Source organism: Mesorhizobium kamtschaticum (assembly GCF_056174585.1).
In genome coordinates this window covers 3433115-3448763 of record NZ_CM149691.1, presented here as the reverse complement: position 1 = coordinate 3448763, position 15649 = coordinate 3433115, and the positions used below count along the sequence as shown (strand labels likewise).

Here is a 15649-nt window from a genome sequence, read left to right as displayed (position 1 = left end):
GCTATTCCTCCAACTGTTAAAACACTGTTAATTATGTTGGGAGCTCTTCTGATTTTCGGCAGGGAGTTTACGCATTTTTGGCATGGAGTTTGCGTAATATTAGGCACAGGCGCTGATACGGGCGCGAGCGAGCAGGAGACGAATGGAAATGGGGCAGCACTTCAGTCCAGCCCTCCCGTGCCGCCATCTCCCCTGCCCTGATATCGAACGCCGGCCAGATACAAGACATCACAACGCCAGGGGTGCGACATGCAAGTGAGCCTGCGCCTGGACGGCGAATGCGTCCGTGCTTTTCACCTGACGCTGCTGCAGCGGCTGGCGGCGCTTGCGCAGGTCGAGGTGTCCGTCGACGCCAGGCCGGCCGGGGGCGGCATTCCGGGCAGCGCCGCGGCATTGTTCCAGCTTGAAACGGTCCTCCATGGCCTGCCGGCGGACGGGCTTGCCAAGCGCCTGCCGCTGTCGGCGCTCGCGCCCTACCGGACGCAGCCGCCCGCTTCACCCGATCTGGTGATCGACCTCTGCGGCGACGTGAGCTTGGAAGCAACGCGGGTCTGGCCCGTCACCTATGACGGCGCCGCCGGCGAAGCGGCTCTGCTGGCGCTGATCCTCGACGGCCGCACGCCGATTGCCCGCATCGAGGAAAGCGGCACCATTGTTGCCGAAGGACGCCTGGGCACCGAATATGGCGGCATCGCGCTGGCCTCCTTCCAGGACATGCTGGCACGCACGGCAAGCCTGATCGTCGCGGCAATGCCCCCCTCAGCAATGAATGGCGCGGCGCGGGCCGTGCCCGTGCTGCCCGAACCGGCGCAAGCCGGTGCCTCGCCGCAGATACCCTCCGCCGCCAAGCTTGGCATCAGGGCGGGCAAGGCGCTGGCGCGGCGCATCGTCCAGAAGATCTACCACCTCTGCTACAACGCCCCGCACTGGAAGGTCGGCTGGCGCCAGACCAATGGCCGCGACCTCTACGACCTGCGCGCCCATCCGGCATCCGGCTGGCAGGTGCTGCCCGACGACGGCAGCCGCTTCTACGCCGATCCGTTTCCGATCCTGTATCAGGGACAGGTCACCCTGTTCGTCGAGGATTATATCCACCGTCTGGGCCGGGCCATCATCTCCGCCGTGCCGTTCGGCCCGTCAGGGCCGATCGGACGTCCCGAGCCGGTGCTCGACCTGCCCTTTCACCTCTCCTACCCCTTCGTCTTCGAGCGCGACGGCGAGGTCTGGATGGTGCCGGAAAGCTGCGCCAACGGCACGGTCGACCTCTACCGCGCCACCGCCTTCCCCGGCGGCTGGGTCAAGGAAGCGACGCTGCTGTCCGACATCGTCGCCAGCGACGCCACTTTGGTCGAGGATGGCGGGCGCTGGTGGCTGTTCGCCACCGTCCGCGACGGCGGCGGCGCCTTCTCCGATGCGCTGCATCTGTGGTCGGCGCCGGACTTTCGCGGCCCGTGGACGCCGCATCCCAAAAATCCCGTTTTGGTCGACATTGCCTCGGCGCGGCCGGCCGGCCGCATGGTCAAGCGCGGCAACGATCTGCTGCGTCCGGTGCAGGATTGCCGCAGGAGTTATGGCGCCGCACTTGGTATCGCACGCGTCGCTCACCTTGATTTGAACGGCATGGAGCAGGTTGTCGAGACCATCTTAACTCCTGGCGCGCTATGGAATGGGCGCAAGCTGCACACGCTCAACGAGGCGGGCGGCCTGGAATTCATCGATGGCTCGGCGATCGCGCCGCGCTGGAAACAGAAGGGCGACCGTCGTTAACCTAAACGTTCGTTACTACCAGCCACGCGCGCTGGTTGCTTGAGGTTGATATGGGTCCACGAGATATTTCCACCACAGATTGTGGAGACGGAAGATGACTAGCATGAAGGGCGGTGACTTGCCCCCGCCGAGCCCGCCCCGGCTGAAGTCGACGTGGCAATCATTGGCGCCGGAATGGCCGGCACCACCCTGGCAACGGTGTTGGGAAACGCCGGCCGCAAGGTGGCGCTGATCGACCCGCACCGCGTTCATCACGACGAGTTCCGGGCCGAGAAGATCGGCGCGAACCAGATGCAACTGTTCGAGAAGCTCGGTCTCGACAAGATGGTCATGCCTCTCGTCACCCCGTTTACCGACATCGATGTCTTCCGCCTCGGTCAATTCTTCGCGCGTGAAAAGAAGTGGGAATACGCATTTTCCTACGGCGCGCTGATCAATGGCCTGCGCGATGCCTTGCCGTCGCAGGTACCGCTAACGGTCGGCAAGGTAACCGAGGTCTCGACCGGACCGGACCGGCAGCGGCTTGTGCTGGGCGACGGCACCGTCATCAATGCCCGCCTGCTGGTGGTGGCCACCGGCTACAGCGAATTGGTGCGGCGCGCCATCGGCGTCGAGCGCATCGAACTGTCGAAGGCGCATTCGCTGTCGATGGGATTCGACCTCGCCATTGCGCCGCGTGACTGCGCCTATCAGGCCGTCACCTGCTACGGCAAGCGGGCCTCGGACCGCATCGCCTATCTCACCGTCTTTCCCATCGGCGACAAGATGCGGGCGAACATGTTCGTCTATCGCACCGTCGCCGAACAGTGGACGCGGGATTTCCGCGCCGATCCGCAAAAGATGCTGTGCGAACTGATGCCCGAAATAGCGGCGCAGTGCGGCAACTTCGAAGTGGCGAGCCCCGTCGAGGTCAGGCAGGTCAATCTGACCACGACGCAAGGCCATCGTCGCGACGGTGTCGTCTTCATTGGCGATGCATTCGTGACGACATGCCCGACGCCGGGCGTCGGCATCGGGCGGGTCATGATCGATGTCGAACAGCTCCATTCGGTTCACATTCCGCGCTGGCTGGAAACGCCAGGCATGGCGGCTGACAAGATCGGCGCTTTCTATGACGACCCGGTCAAGGTGGCCTCCGATGAGGAAGGCATGCGCGTGAGCGTCTACGCCAAGCGGATCACCACCGAAACCGGACTGGAATGGCGCGTGCGGCGCCTGCGCAACAACACGGCGCGGCAGCTGATGATCCTCGGCCGCAAGGTGCGCCATCTGGGACCGCGGCGGCAGCCCGGCATGGCGTGAGGGTCTTCCCCCTCACCCCAGTTGCAAGCCGGCCTTCCTCGCCTCCTCGCGCAGGAACGGCAGGCCGACGCCGATCACATCATCGGGATTGTCCGCTACCGGCCGCCACACCGCGAGCCCGCCGGCAATGTCGACATCGACATGGTTCATGCTTTCCAGCGTAATGGCGCCGGTGTAGCCGATGGCGGCGATTGCGTTCATGCAGGCCGCCCAGTTGAGCATGCCGCGCCCGGGCACGCCGCGATTGGCTTCCGAGACATGGACATAGCCGAGATAGGGTGCCGCCGCCCTGAAGCCGGCGTCGAAACTCTCCTCCTCGATATGCATGTGGTAAGTGTCGAGATGGATGAAGATGTTGTCGGCGCCGACGCGCTCGATGATGTTGGTCGCATCGATGCCGCGGTTGATCAGGTGCGTCTCGTAGCGGTTGCAAGGCTCGATGCCGAGCTTCAGCCCATGCGCCTTGGCGGCCTTGGCCGCGCGCACCAGGAAGCGGCACATGCCGTCGATCTCTTCTTCCGTCGGCGCGCGGCCGGACGTCTTGCCGATCGTGCCATAGGTGACGCCGCCAAGTGCTGCGCTGCCCACCGCTTCGCAGACGCCAAAGGCCGGTTCGAGAAAGGCCAGCGCCTGGTCCGGCCGCGCCACAACGTCAAGTGAAGCCGGCAGGCCAAGCGACGGAATAAGCTCGACATTCCACCGCTCAGCGAAAGCGCGCGTGCGCCGAGTGTCGATCTCCTCGGGACGCAGCAGCGGGATTTCCAAGAGGCCGATGCCGAGCCCCTTCAGCCGCTCCATCTGCGGCTCGATCAGGTTCAAATCCCAGACCGGGGCGATGGCGAAAGTGTGCAGTCCAAAGGTGTTCATCTCAGCCTCTCTGTTCATGCGCCGCCGCGGCGCTGGTGTCGCCGCCGCCGACGATGCGGCCGACGACTTCGTTCATGTTCGTTTTCGCCGTGACGAGATTGGCCTCGGCGCGGCCGTGGCGCAGCACGACGATGCGGTCGGTGACGGCCAGCACGTCGTTCAGCCGGTGCGAGATCAGGATGACGGCGATGCCTTCCGATTTCAGCCGGCGGATGAGATCGAGCACGCTCTGCACCTCGCGCACGGCAAGTGCCGCCGTCGGTTCGTCCATGATCACCAGCTTCGGGTTGAAGGTCAGCGCCCGGGCGATCGCCACCGTCTGCTGCTGGCCGCCCGAGAACGAGCCGACCGAGCGGTTGATCGACGGCAGATGCGCGCCGAGCCGCTCAATCATTTTTGTCGCCTGGCGGTCCATCTCGGCCTTGTCGACAAAGCCTGGGATGAGACCGAACAGTTTCTTCACCGGCTCGCGGCCGAGGAAGATGTTGGCCGCCACGTCCTGCTGCTTGGCCAGCGACAGGTCCTGGTAGATCATCTCGATGCCGAGCTGGCGCCGCTGGCCGGGATCGAGCGGCAGGATATCCCGGCCGTCGAGCTGGATCGAGCCGGCATCGGCGCGATAAATGCCGGTGATGGTCTTCATCAGCGTCGACTTGCCGGCGCCATTGTCGCCGACCAGGCCGATCACTTCGCCGGCCTCGACCGAGAGGTCGACGCCATGCAGCACGTCGACCGCGCCGAAGCTTTTGCGGATGCCTTGCAGGGTAAGGAGGGTCATACGCGTGACTCCTTGCGCACCTGATACTGGTCGATGAACACCGCCAGGATCAGAACCGCGCCGATCGCCATCTGCTGGTAGTAGGATTGCACGGCAAGCAGCGTCAGCCCGTTCTGCAGCACGCCCATGATCAGCGCGCCGATCATGGTGCCGAGGATCGAGGCGCGGCCGCCGAACAGATTGGTGCCGCCGATGATCGCCGCGGTGATGGCGGTCAGTTCGTAATTGATGCCTGCGGTCGGGTCGCCGGCATTGACGCGGGCGGTGAACAGCAGGCCGGCGAGACCGGCGAGCGCCCCGGACAGCGTGTAGATGATGCGGCGGTGGTGTTCGACGCGGATGCCGGCGGCGCGCGCCGCGCCCTCGCTATCGCCGAGCGCCAGCGTGTGGCGGCCAAAGCGCGTGTAGGCGAGCAGGCAGTGCGCGACAACAGCCGTCAGCACCAGAAGGATGACCGGCATCGGCACGCCGAACGGGCGGCCTTGGCCGATATAGACGATTTCGGGCGGCAGGCCGTAGATCGCCCTGCCCTGCGAGATGACCAGCGCCAGCCCGCGCGCCAGGCCCAGCATGCCGAGCGTGACGATAAAGGCCGGCACGAAGGCGCGGGTGACCAGCTGGCCGTTGATATAGCCGGCAATGCCGCCGGCGATGATGCAGGCGGCAACCGCCAGCGGCGACCACCAGCCAAGATTGACCGCGACGAAGGCGCCGGCGACGCCGGACAGGCCCATCACCGAGCCGAGCGACAGGTCGAGCCCACCCGAGCCGATGACGAAGGTGGCGGCGATCGCCAGCACGCCGATCGTCGAGGTCGCCAGCAGGATGTTGAGGAAATTGCTCAGCGACAGGAAATACGGCGACAGCACCGCCATGACGGCGCTGAGCGCCACCAGCACCAGCAGCGATTCCAGCCTGATATGAAGCCGTTCAACGGCTGCACGCTGCACCCGGGACCAGAATGACATTTGGTTGCACCTTTGAGAGAGGGCAGTAGGGCAGTAAGGCAGTAGGGCAGTAGGTGAAATAGAATAGAGCCGCGACGCGCAAACCGTCTGGTTCCCCTACTGCCTTACTGCCCTACTGCCCTATTCCCTTCCTACTTGACGTATTCCAGCATCGGCTCCTTGCCGGCGTCGATGACCTCTTTGGTCAGCACCAGGGTCGGCACGGCGATGCTGTCCTCGACCTTCTCTCCGGCCAGCGCCTTCTTGACGTTTTCGACCGCCTGCTTGCCGACGAGATAGGGCAGCTGCGCGACGGACGCATTCAAGCGGCCTTCCTTGATCGACTTCACGGCATCGGAATTGCCGTCGACGCCGATGATCGTCACTTGCGGCCCCTTGCCGGCGGCGTAGACGGATTCCACGGCACCCAGAGCCATGCCGTCATTGGCGCAGAAGATGGCGACGAGGTCGGGATGCGCGGTCAGCGTGTCGGTGGCGATCGAGGCCGCCTTGCCGCGATCCCAGTCGCCGGGCAGCGAGGCGACGATTTCCAGGCCGGGCGCCAGTTCCTTCAACTTGTCGGCAAAGCCCTTGGCGCGCTTCTCGCCGGTGATGTTGCCCGACAGGCCTTCGATCACCAGCACCGGACCCTTGGCGTCCTTGCCGAGCTTCGAGACCAGATACTCGGCGCCTTGCGCGCCGGCGGCATTGTTGTTGGAGCCGATGTGGAATGTGACCTTGATGCCTTCCTTGTCGAGCACCGCCTGGTCGAGATTGTTGTCGAGGTCGACGATCTTGACGCCGGCCTCCTGCGCCACCTTCAGGCACGGCAGAAGATTGGTCGAGTTGATGGCGGCGGTGATCATCGCCGCCGGCTTGCGCTCCAGCATGGTGTTGCAGAGGTTCAGCTGCGGCTCGGCCGCCTGGTCGCTCTCGGCCGCCTGCTCGAAGATGTTCACGCCGGCGCCCTTGGCGCCGGCTTCCACGCCCTGGCTCATCGCGCCCCAGAACGGATTGGCCAGCGTCTTCATCAGCACGCCGTATTCGGCATCGTCGGCCTTCGCCGAAGTCGCGGCGCAAAGCGCCATGGCAACGCCAAAAGCCAGAGTAAATCGATTTATCTTCGGGATGAACGAGGTCATTTGTTTCTCCTCCGGTTGATGTCTGATGCCGCGAGCCGAGGCCAGGCGCGGCTTTGGTTGTCGACAATGGGGGCTATTGTCGGTTTCCTCCCCCGGAATGCGGGCCGCTGCCTGGCGAGCCAACGGATTCCCGCATCAAAACCCGGCAAGGCTCGAGCCGCGCTCTCGGCGGCCCCTCCTCGCCTTCAATCCTGGCAAACAGCGCCTCCATGGCGTGGACGGCGATCTGCCGCACCGGCTGCACCACGGCGGCGATGGCCGGCCATGTCACCTGCATCCATTCGGCGTCGTCGAAGCCGACCAGCGAAATATCGTTCGGACAGTGCCAGCCGCGCCGGCGGAATTCCGACAGCGCCACCAGCGTGCCCTTGAGGAAAAGCGAATAGACCGCCGTCGGGCGCTCGCCTTTTGCGAAATAGTCGCGCAACTGCGCCCTGAGCGGCTCGACATCGGTTTCGGCAAGCACGACATCGATGCGCACGTCCGGCGCCAGATGGAGCGCGGTGGCGCGAAACCCGTCGAGACGGGCGCGCACCGTCGCCGCCTGCTCGCCGAGGCCCACCACCAATATGTGGCGGTGGCCCTTGCCGATCAGTTGGCTCGCCACCTCGGCGCTGGCGGCAGCACTGTCGGCCGACACGGTGTCGAAGGCGTCGTCGGACAGCACGCGGTCGATCAGCACGCCGGTCATACCATTGGCCTTCATGAACGCGGCCGCCGGGCCATGCTCGTTGCGCACCGGCGCCAGCACCACGCCGGCCACGCGCCAGTCATGCATGCGGGCCAGGATTTCCGTTTCGCGCGCTTCGGATTCGCGGCTCGACGCCGCCACCAGCGTGTAGCCGCGCTGTTCGGCCAGGCTCTCGAGCTGGGTGACCATCTGGCCGAAGAATTCGCTTTCGAATTCCGGCATGATGGCGCCGATGATGCGGCGCTTGGCCCGGCGCATGTCGGAGGCCAGCGGATCGACGCGGTAACCAAGCTGTTCAATGGCATCGAGGACGCGCTGCGCGTTCTCGGGCTTGACCGTGGTGACGCCCGCCATGACCTTGGAGACGGTGGCGGCGGACACGCCGGCACGGCTGGCCACGTCGTGGATCGACGGACGCCGCTGCTGGTCCTGCCTATGCGCCATTGCTCCTCCTCCCGAGGCGCGGACAGAGGCATCTTCGTGTCCGCTGAGAAATGAGTAAATCGATTTTTCGCAGTTGTAAATCGGTTCATCGGCGGTATTTTAGCCGCCGAGCCACATGCCACCCAAAAACTATACAGCGGTTTTGGGATAACGACATGTGCAAAGCAAAAACGCGCGGGTAGCATCGCGCCGGGAGGAATCGTCATGCCGAACAAGGATTTGCCGCTGGTCATCAGCGCGCCGGAACCACGCTCGCTCGAGCTGATCTTCACGCCACCGCAGCTGGCGCGCTTCAGGGCGAAGTACCGCATCGTCGAGACGACGGACGAGGGCTTCGCCAAGCTGCCGGCCGATGTGCTGGCAGAGGCCCGCTACATCGTCGGCCAGCCGCCGATCTCGCCCGAGACGCTGGACACGATGAAGGCGCTGCGCTGCGTCTTCAATGTCGAGACCAACCTCCTCAACAACATGCCCTACGAGACGCTGTTCGCGCGCGGCATCCATGTCGTCACCACCGGCCTCGTCTTCGCCGAGCCGGTGGCCGAGCTTGGCCTTGCCATGGCGCTCAACCTTGCCCGCAATATTGTCGATGCCGACCTCGCCTTCCGCAAAGGCGAGGAGCTGTGGGGCGGCGACGGCAATCTGACAGCGCGGCTCTTGTCGGGCGCCGATGTCGGCATCATCGGCTTCGGCGATCTCGGCCGCGCTCTGAACCGCCTGCTCACAGGCTTCCGCACCCGCACCAAAGTCTTCGATCCCTGGCTGCCGCCGTCGATCCTGATCGACAATGGCGTCGAGCCGGCATCGCTGGACGAGGTGCTGACGCAGAGCGACTTCATCTTCGTCGTCGCCTCGGTGACCTCCGAGAACCAGGGTTTTCTCGGCGCGGACGCTTTTGCCTCGATGCGCAAGGGCGTCGCCTTCATCCTGCTCAGCCGCGCCGGCGTCGTCGATTTTCCCGCGCTGATGGCGGCGGTCAAAAGCGGCCACATCGTCGCCGCCAGTGACGTCTTTCCAGAAGAGCCGCTGGCGAGCGACCACCCGGTTCGCGCCCTCCCCGGCTTCCTGCGCTCCGCTCATCGCGCCGGCGCATTGGACATCGCCTTCAAGCGCATGGGCGACATGGTGCTGGAGGACATGGACCTGATCGACCGCGGCCTGCCGCCGCTGCGCTCCAAGCGCGCCGAGCGCGAGACGGTGTCGAGGATGCGGTCCAAGCCTGTGGACAGGAATTGAGGGCAAGCGAGAGTCGTTTCCGCGCCCGCATTTGCGAAAGGCCTATGACAAGCCGACCCTCGTCAAGCGGCAGAAGCTGTCGGCGGTAACGGCACAAGAAGTGATCTCGGGCTCAATCGGCCCAGCCGGCTAGTTGTCCACCCTCGATAGCAGCAAATGCCTGGTCGCTCGGCCCAGCGCCGCGCGGCCAAACAAACCGACCGACGCCCCGGCCATCGGAACCTTTTCCGCAACGTTTGCGTTTTTATCCGGATCGTCTCCCATTCGATCCGTTGATCCTCCAATCAACACCCCGTCAGGCTCCGGCGGGCGGGGTTTTTTGCGTCTGTTTGCGGCGACAGAAACTGTTGGCCAGCCCTTCTTCTCGGCGAAATCCAGCCATTTCGCGCCATTTTGTGGGGTTTTAGCATCAGCAGGCCCTAAAACAACGAACGCCTCGTGTCCCAGGGACCGAAACGTTTTGACACCGCGTTTTCTCCGGCGTCATGTGGACTGGCTAACGATGGGGTAAGGGGAAATAAAATGAAGAAAAACTACGCAAAACCAACACTTTTGAAACGCCAGAAACTGTCGTCGGTTACCGCGCAACTTTGTCCAATCTCGCAGTGCGTGGACGTTTGAAATCATCGTGCGCCCGGGGTTAGGGGCGCCTTGTTGACACCTGAATAACAGCGGCCCGGGACAGAGCGCTCCTCGGGCATATCAGAACGGGGATTGCATGAAAAAGACCTACCAGAAGCCACTTTTGGTGAAGCGTGACAGGCTGTCGGCTGTGACCGCCAACTGCACCCCTTCGAACCCTTGCCAAAGCTGACCTGACATAGGGGATAGGCCATGAAGAAAACCTACGCCAAGCCGACGCTTTTGAAGCGCGAGAAACTCTCGGCGGTTACCGCGGGTAACTGCACCTCGATTTGCATCTGAAGCTTGAGACATAGGCGTGGTCTTGCGACCTCGCGCCAGCAAGACCGGCACGATCGGCAAGGCCCGAAGCCCGCTCCCCTGAGGAGGTGGCTTCCTGTTGTGATGGAACGATCATGGCGCCGTGAAGTTTTCCAGACAGCCGGGCGGTGGGACGCCCGGTGTACTCCAGAAGGCCCGTCACGATTCGCGTCGGTGGCGGGCCTTTTCGTTTTGCTTGGTTCTCTCCACGGCATGCGGAACTTTCCAAACAAAGCGACGTTGGTCCTCGCAAACAATCCGCGAAAGGAACTCCCATGGGAAGCACCAGCGACAAGGCATCGGGTCTCGCCAATCAGGCCGTCGGCAAGGCCAAGGAAGGCGTCGGCAAGGCCGTCGGCAATGACCGCCTGCGCGCCGAAGGCGCGGCACAGGAAGCCGAGGGCAAGGTCCAGAAGGCCGTCGGCGACGCGAAGTCCGCCGTCAAGGACGCGACCAACAAGACCGCCGCCGCGATCAACAAGAACCTCTGAGGGTTCTTCGCTCTCAAAGTTGAAGGCCGCCGTGCCAACCGGCGGCCTTCTTCATTTGCGGATTTGAAACGGCAGGGAACGCATTGCCATTCCAGAGATTGAGGACCCAGCGCAGCCCGCGCATTTGGCCCCAGGGATTTTCAGTCATGGCGAAGCAAGCATCCAAATTGGCCGGGACGGCCACGACCATCCACGATCAGAAACTGCAGCGTGGCGAAGGCGGCGAACTGCACCAGACCGCCTCCGGTTCGACAGAGGTACTGACCACCGCGCAGGGCGGCCCTGTCGCCGACGACCAGAACTCGCTGAAGATCGGTGCCCGTGGCCCGACAGTGCTCGAAGACTTCCATTTCCGCGAAAAGATCTTCCATTTCGATCACGAGCGCATTCCCGAGCGCGTCGTCCATGCGCGCGGCTATGGCGCGCACGGCTATTTCGAAACCTATGAATCGCTGGCCAAATACACGCGTGCCGACATCTTCCAGCGCGCCGGCGAAAAGACACCGGCTTTCGTGCGCTTCTCCACCGTGGCCGGCAACAAGGGCTCGGCCGACCTTGCCCGCGACGTGCGCGGCTTTGCCGTCAAACTCTACACGCAGGAAGGCAATTGGGACATTGTCGGCAACAACATGCCGGTGTTCTTCATCCAGGATGCGATCAAGTTTCCCGACCTGATCCATGCCGCCAAGGCCGAGCCCAACAGCGACTTCCCGCAGGCGCAGACCGCGCATGACAATTTCTGGGATTTCATCTCGCTCACGCCTGAAAGCATGCACATGATCATGTGGGCGATGTCGGACCGCGCCATCCCGCGCTCGCTGCGCTTCATGGAAGGGTTCGGCGTTCACACGTTCCGGCTGCTCAACGCCAAGGATGAATCGACCTTCGTGAAGTTTCTCTGGAAGCCCAAGCTCGGCCTCCAGTCGGTCGCCTGGAACGAGGCGGTCAAGATCAACGGCGCCGATCCCGACTTCCACCGCCGCGACCTCTGGGACGCCATCCACGCCGGCAATTTCCCGGAATGGGAGCTGCAACTGCAGCTGTTCGACCAGGCCTTCGCCGACAGTTTCGATTTCGACATCCTCGATCCCACCAAACTCATCCCCGAGGAGGTGTTGCCGCCGATCGCGGTCGGCCGCCTGGTGCTCGATCGCATGCCCGACAATTTCTTCGCCGAGACCGAGCAGGTGGCGTTCATGACGCAGAACGTGCCGCCGGGTGTCGACTTCTCCAACGACCCGCTGCTGCAGGGCCGGAATTTCTCCTATCTCGACACGCAGATCAAACGGCTGGGCAGCACCAACTTCACCCATCTGCCGATCAACGCGCCGAAATGCCCCTTCCACAATTTCCAGCAGGATGGGCACATGGCGATGCGCAACCCGGTCGGCCGCGCCAACTACCAGCCCAATTCATGGGATGAAGGCCCGCGTGAATCCCCGGCCAAGGGGTTCCGGTCGTTCGCTGAAGCCGAAGCCGGACCAAAGGCGCGGTTGCGGTCGGAGACCTTTGCCGATCATTACAGCCAGGCGCGCCAGTTCTACATCAGCCAACAGCCCGTCGAGCAAGGCCACATCGCCGCCGCGCTGACCTTCGAGCTGAGCAAGGTGCAAACGCCTGTTATTCGCGAGCGCATCGTTTCCCACCTTCTCAACATCGATGATGCGCTGGCTCGCAAGGTGGCGGATGCGCTCGGCTTGAAGGCGATGCCGAAGCCTGCCGATGCGGCGGTGCCGACGCGTCGGGATCTTCCCGCGTCGGATAAGCTCAGCATCCTCAAGAACGGCCCCGGCCGTTTCGAGGGCCGCAAGCTCGGCATACTGGTGACCGACGGCACCGACGCGGCTCTTCTCAATGCACTGAAGCAGGCGCTGACCAAGGCCGCCGCCAAGTTCGAGATCATCGCGCCGAAGGTCGGCGGGGCCAAGGCGAGCGACGGCAGCTGGATCGACGCGCAGCAGATGATATCAGGCGCGCCGTCGGTCCTCTACGACGCGGTCGCACTGTTGCCGGCGAAACCCGCAATGGCCGACCTACTGAAGGAATCCACCGCCCGCGACTTCGTCGCCGACGCCTTCGCGCACTGCAAGTTCATCGGCTTCGTCGAGGCGGCGGCCCCGCTGCTGGACAAGGCCGGCGTTGCCGAGGATGAGGCGGTCATTGCGGTTGCATCCGCCAAAGATATTGCAGGCTTCGTCACCAGGCTCGGCGACCTGCGCTTCTGGGCGCGCGAACCGAAGGTGAAGCTGGGGTAAAATGCCGGCGGCAACTGGATTTGGCCGTGGTCGCGTCATACCGCCAAGCCAAATCCAGTCGCTCGTTCTTGAGGCAATTATTTAACAAACCCGCCCATGACGTCGAGCATGTCTCGGCCTTCGCCTTCGACGTGGTGCCGCAAGCTTTCGGAAGTCCGTCCGCGACCGTGGTTTTCAACCGCGATCATAGATCAAACAAATCAAACGGGCCGATTCCGCCCAACTGTTCGTGCCGCTTCCCCTTCGAGCATGGTAAGCTTTTCCCGGATTTCTTCCGGTTCAGCATGCTCCAATCCGACAACGTCGTTTCTGGTCTCGTCCAGTGAAACGATGATCTCATCGAGCTTGGCGTGGATGGCAGCAGTGTCGCGATAGCCCTGTATCAGGACCACCCCGGTGATCACGATGGCCGCGACCGATAGTGCGTAGGTCACCGCATTTGTCATGCCGAAAGGCACCAGCGCGGTGCACAACACCATCACAATCATCATGACGTAGAAACCCGGTGGCCGAGAAAGAAAGTCGGCCGCCACGAACAAGATGCGGTTCATACCCTGGCCAAGGTTAACAATGCGAGCAGTGCAGTGATGGCTACGCAAATCGGCACTGCCGCGAGCAATCCTGCCTCAAGGAACCGGGTCTCTTTGTCGCGGAACATCAGAACCTCACGCTCGAATTTGGTTTGGATAGAGGGTTCGCTCGCCACATGGGCGGCGGAGCGAACCCTATCAGCGCAGGAAGGGACATAGCTGCGCGGATCAGCACGAATGTCAGCCAACGATCATCCCCATGAGTAGAAATGTGAGGGCAGTTGCGAAGATTGGCGCGAGCAACCAGCGCGCTTGGCCGACACTCCTATCCATCTGTTTTCTCCCAATTTTCGGAGAGACAACCTCACGAAGAGAGAGCGGTTCCACGGGTCGGCATCCCCCGGACCATTGCGTTTTTTTCATCGGACTTAGGTCCGGTACAACGTCTGACTGAGGCGGAAATATCGGAACGATGCCCGCTCGGCCCCGTTCTCCACTGGTTCGGACAATGCAAGCGATCGGAGCCGTCATGTCGATAAATGTCGCCGTCTTTGTTGGCAGCCTGCGCAAGGCCTCGTTCACGCGCAAGGTGGCGAACGCACTGATCGAAATGGCGCCGCCAGGCTTGACGTGCCGGGTGGTCGAAATCGGCGATGTCGCCATGTTCAATGAGGACCTGGAAAGCCACACGCCGGCGGCTTGGGCGCGGCTCCGGCGCGATGTTGCCGCCGCCGATGCCTTTCTGTTCCTGACGCCCGAATACAACCGGTCGATCCCGGCCTGCCTGAAGAATGCGCTGGACGTTGCTTCCCGCCCCGAGGGCAAGAATGTGTGGGCAGGCAAGCCGGCCGCCATTGTCAGTGTCACGCCTTACAAGATGGGTGCCTTTGGCGCCAATCACGCACTGCGCCAGGCACTGGTTTTTCTGAACGTTCCGGCCATGCAGCAGCCGGAAGCCTATATTGGCGAGGTCGCCTCCCTGTTCGACAAGGCCGGCAACCTGACCAACCAGAAGACCAAGGCCTTCCTCGGCAAATTCCTGACCGCCTTCGAACAGTGGGCTTCGGTGCTCGGCAAGGCTCACACCGGTGGCAGCTTCGACGACTTCATGGCGCAACGCGAAAAGATCGCCGCGGCCTATTCGAGCGGCGACGCCAGCCTGCTCGACGCGATCGTCACCCGCGAAGGCAAAGCCACCTTCTTCCCGCCAACCGGCGGTTCGGTTTCCGGCGCGGCAAAAGTCGCGGCACGCTATGACAGCGATGCGAAGGCGTTCTCGTCCGGAAACGACACGAAACTGAAGGTGTTGCAGGCCTCTCAGGACGTTGCCTTCTGGACCGGCTTCCAGGATTTCGACGGCAAGATCGGCGGACACGCCGCCAAGATGAAGCTGCGCATCACCGAGATATTCCGGCGCGACGGTAGTGAATGGAAGCTGATCCACCGCCACGCTGATCCCGCTTCAGCCCCGTCAAAACCGAAATAGCCGGAACCCAGCCTCGCCGGTGCAAATCAGGACGACCCCGAAGCCTGCAACTTGGTCAATTGCTTCTCGGCTTCCTCGACCGCGTTGGCCATCAGCCTGTCGAAGTCGATCATCGCTTCGAGGTGGCCATGGTCGGTGATGGATTTTCGTAGCATCCGGATCGCCAGGATCGCGTCAGCCATCGCCTGTTCGATACTTACCACCATGGACGCAATCCTCGCTTTGCAAGTAAACCCTTCTGGAAGGGTGCGGTTCCCGCCCGCGCGACAACAAGACGGCATTTTGCCAAACCGGTACTTGCCTGGTCTCGCATCGATGCGACGGCCTGCGCCCTACGCGTCCGAAGGGTCGCTCCTCCCCGTGTTCGGCCTGGTCCGGAAGATCCGCCTGAGAATGTCGCGCGCGATCTCGGCCCGATGCCTGTCCTGGCCGCGCAACTCAACGCCTCCGAGTTTTGCGGGCGCCCCGCCCTTGTGATCCCACACCATCCAGTCGCCGGAATCCTCCTTCAGGCACTCGAATCTCGTCCCTGGCATCAGGCAGATCTATCTCTCGGCATCAGCGTCTCCATTCACAGGCCCGCAATCGAGGCATTTTCACCGATGGCCATGCCGGCTTGGATGGTGGCCGTGTCCCGTGTCGGCCAAGGCGGCACCTGAGGTCCACCGCGTCGCGAAGCTAGCGAGTTGCCGGTGGCCGAACAATGAAGGAGGTCGCTTGGTACGTTTCCGAACAGTTCGCGGGACTGGCTAACCGATTGTCGGAAGCGTA

The 15649-nt window shown here is 63.2% G+C and carries 17 protein-coding genes; 7 read left to right on the top strand and 10 right to left on the bottom strand.

Features of this window, described 5'->3' with window-relative positions; all coding sequences use genetic code 11:
• The first annotated feature begins 249 nt into the window (after nucleotides 1-249).
• Nucleotides 250-1767, top strand: a complete 1518-nt coding sequence (locus tag AC0V7N_RS16995; protein WP_475459511.1) for a glucosamine inositolphosphorylceramide transferase family protein — start codon at nucleotides 250-252, stop codon at nucleotides 1765-1767.
• Between the two features lie 153 nt (nucleotides 1768-1920).
• Nucleotides 1921-3069, top strand: a complete 1149-nt coding sequence (locus AC0V7N_RS16990) for an FAD-dependent monooxygenase (protein ID WP_475459508.1) — start codon at nucleotides 1921-1923, stop codon at nucleotides 3067-3069.
• A gap of 12 nt (nucleotides 3070-3081) precedes the next feature.
• Here the strand turns inward: AC0V7N_RS16990 and AC0V7N_RS16985 are convergent, their stop codons facing one another.
• The 5 genes from AC0V7N_RS16985 to AC0V7N_RS16965 form a co-directional block, all read right to left on the bottom strand.
• Nucleotides 3082-3936 carry a sugar phosphate isomerase/epimerase family protein gene (locus AC0V7N_RS16985; protein WP_475459505.1) on the bottom strand — a complete coding sequence of 285 codons (855 nt, stop codon included), beginning with the start codon at nucleotides 3934-3936 and terminating at the stop codon, nucleotides 3082-3084.
• Between the two features lies 1 nt (nucleotide 3937).
• The gene (locus AC0V7N_RS16980) at nucleotides 3938-4714 is read right to left on the bottom strand and encodes an ATP-binding cassette domain-containing protein (protein ID WP_475459503.1); all 777 of its coding nucleotides are present in this window, start codon (nucleotides 4712-4714) and stop codon (nucleotides 3938-3940) included.
• Complete coding sequence (locus AC0V7N_RS16975; protein WP_475459501.1) at nucleotides 4711-5682, bottom strand: ABC transporter permease; 972 nt, start codon at nucleotides 5680-5682, stop codon at nucleotides 4711-4713. Before AC0V7N_RS16975 ends, AC0V7N_RS16980 begins: the two co-directional genes overlap by 4 nt.
• Nucleotides 5683-5813: 131 nt before the next feature.
• Nucleotides 5814-6803, bottom strand: a complete 990-nt coding sequence (locus tag AC0V7N_RS16970; RefSeq protein WP_475459499.1) for a sugar ABC transporter substrate-binding protein — start codon at nucleotides 6801-6803, stop codon at nucleotides 5814-5816.
• A 73-nt stretch (nucleotides 6804-6876) separates the two neighbouring features.
• Nucleotides 6877-7938 carry a LacI family DNA-binding transcriptional regulator gene (locus tag AC0V7N_RS16965; protein ID WP_475459497.1) on the bottom strand — a complete coding sequence of 354 codons (1062 nt, stop codon included), beginning with the start codon at nucleotides 7936-7938 and terminating at the stop codon, nucleotides 6877-6879.
• A gap of 204 nt (nucleotides 7939-8142) precedes the next feature.
• Here AC0V7N_RS16965 and AC0V7N_RS16960 point away from each other — a divergent pair, with 204 nt between their 5' ends.
• The 3 genes from AC0V7N_RS16960 to AC0V7N_RS16950 all read left to right on the top strand — a co-directional run bounded on the left by AC0V7N_RS16960 (nucleotide 8143) and on the right by AC0V7N_RS16950 (nucleotide 10607).
• The gene (locus AC0V7N_RS16960; protein WP_475459495.1) at nucleotides 8143-9174 is read left to right on the top strand and encodes a hydroxyacid dehydrogenase; all 1032 of its coding nucleotides are present in this window, start codon (nucleotides 8143-8145) and stop codon (nucleotides 9172-9174) included.
• A gap of 834 nt (nucleotides 9175-10008) precedes the next feature.
• Nucleotides 10009-10098 (top strand): putative RiPP precursor, encoded by a 90-nt coding sequence (locus AC0V7N_RS16955; RefSeq protein ID WP_475459493.1) that lies wholly within the window; start codon nucleotides 10009-10011, stop codon nucleotides 10096-10098.
• A gap of 293 nt (nucleotides 10099-10391) precedes the next feature.
• Nucleotides 10392-10607 (top strand): CsbD family protein, encoded by a 216-nt coding sequence (locus AC0V7N_RS16950; protein ID WP_475459490.1) that lies wholly within the window; start codon nucleotides 10392-10394, stop codon nucleotides 10605-10607.
• 13 nt (nucleotides 10608-10620) lie between these two features.
• On the opposite strand, the gene AC0V7N_RS16945 is transcribed toward AC0V7N_RS16950, so the two are convergent.
• Nucleotides 10621-10755, bottom strand: a complete 135-nt coding sequence (locus AC0V7N_RS16945) for a hypothetical protein (protein WP_496627977.1) — start codon at nucleotides 10753-10755, stop codon at nucleotides 10621-10623.
• Here AC0V7N_RS16945 and katE point away from each other — a divergent pair.
• Nucleotides 10754-12862, top strand: coding sequence for a catalase (gene katE, locus AC0V7N_RS16940; RefSeq protein WP_496627976.1), 2109 nt, complete (start codon nucleotides 10754-10756; stop codon nucleotides 12860-12862). The genes AC0V7N_RS16945 and katE overlap by 2 nt on opposite strands.
• A 200-nt stretch (nucleotides 12863-13062) precedes the next feature.
• Here katE and AC0V7N_RS16935 read toward each other — a convergent pair whose 3' ends face one another.
• Together AC0V7N_RS16935 and AC0V7N_RS16930 are read right to left on the bottom strand one after the other, a co-directional pair.
• The gene (locus tag AC0V7N_RS16935; protein WP_475459486.1) at nucleotides 13063-13413 is read right to left on the bottom strand and encodes a low affinity iron permease family protein; all 351 of its coding nucleotides are present in this window, start codon (nucleotides 13411-13413) and stop codon (nucleotides 13063-13065) included.
• A complete protein-coding gene (locus AC0V7N_RS16930; RefSeq protein ID WP_475459484.1) occupies nucleotides 13410-13640 on the bottom strand; it encodes a hypothetical protein in 231 nt (76 codons plus the stop codon). The genes AC0V7N_RS16935 and AC0V7N_RS16930 overlap by 4 nt, the downstream gene beginning before the upstream one ends.
• 281 nt (nucleotides 13641-13921) lie before the next feature.
• On the opposite strand from AC0V7N_RS16930, the gene AC0V7N_RS16925 reads away from it, so the two are divergent.
• On the top strand, nucleotides 13922-14878 hold the full coding sequence (locus AC0V7N_RS16925) for an NAD(P)H-dependent oxidoreductase (RefSeq protein WP_496627975.1): 957 nt from the start codon (nucleotides 13922-13924) through the stop codon (nucleotides 14876-14878).
• A 26-nt stretch (nucleotides 14879-14904) separates the two neighbouring features.
• Here the strand turns inward: AC0V7N_RS16925 and AC0V7N_RS16920 are convergent, their stop codons facing one another.
• Nucleotides 14905-15084, bottom strand: a complete 180-nt coding sequence (locus tag AC0V7N_RS16920; RefSeq protein WP_475459481.1) for a hypothetical protein — start codon at nucleotides 15082-15084, stop codon at nucleotides 14905-14907.
• Between the two features lie 126 nt (nucleotides 15085-15210).
• Nucleotides 15211-15414, bottom strand: a complete 204-nt coding sequence (locus AC0V7N_RS16915) for a hypothetical protein (protein ID WP_496627974.1) — start codon at nucleotides 15412-15414, stop codon at nucleotides 15211-15213.
• Nucleotides 15415-15649 lie beyond the last annotated feature (235 nt).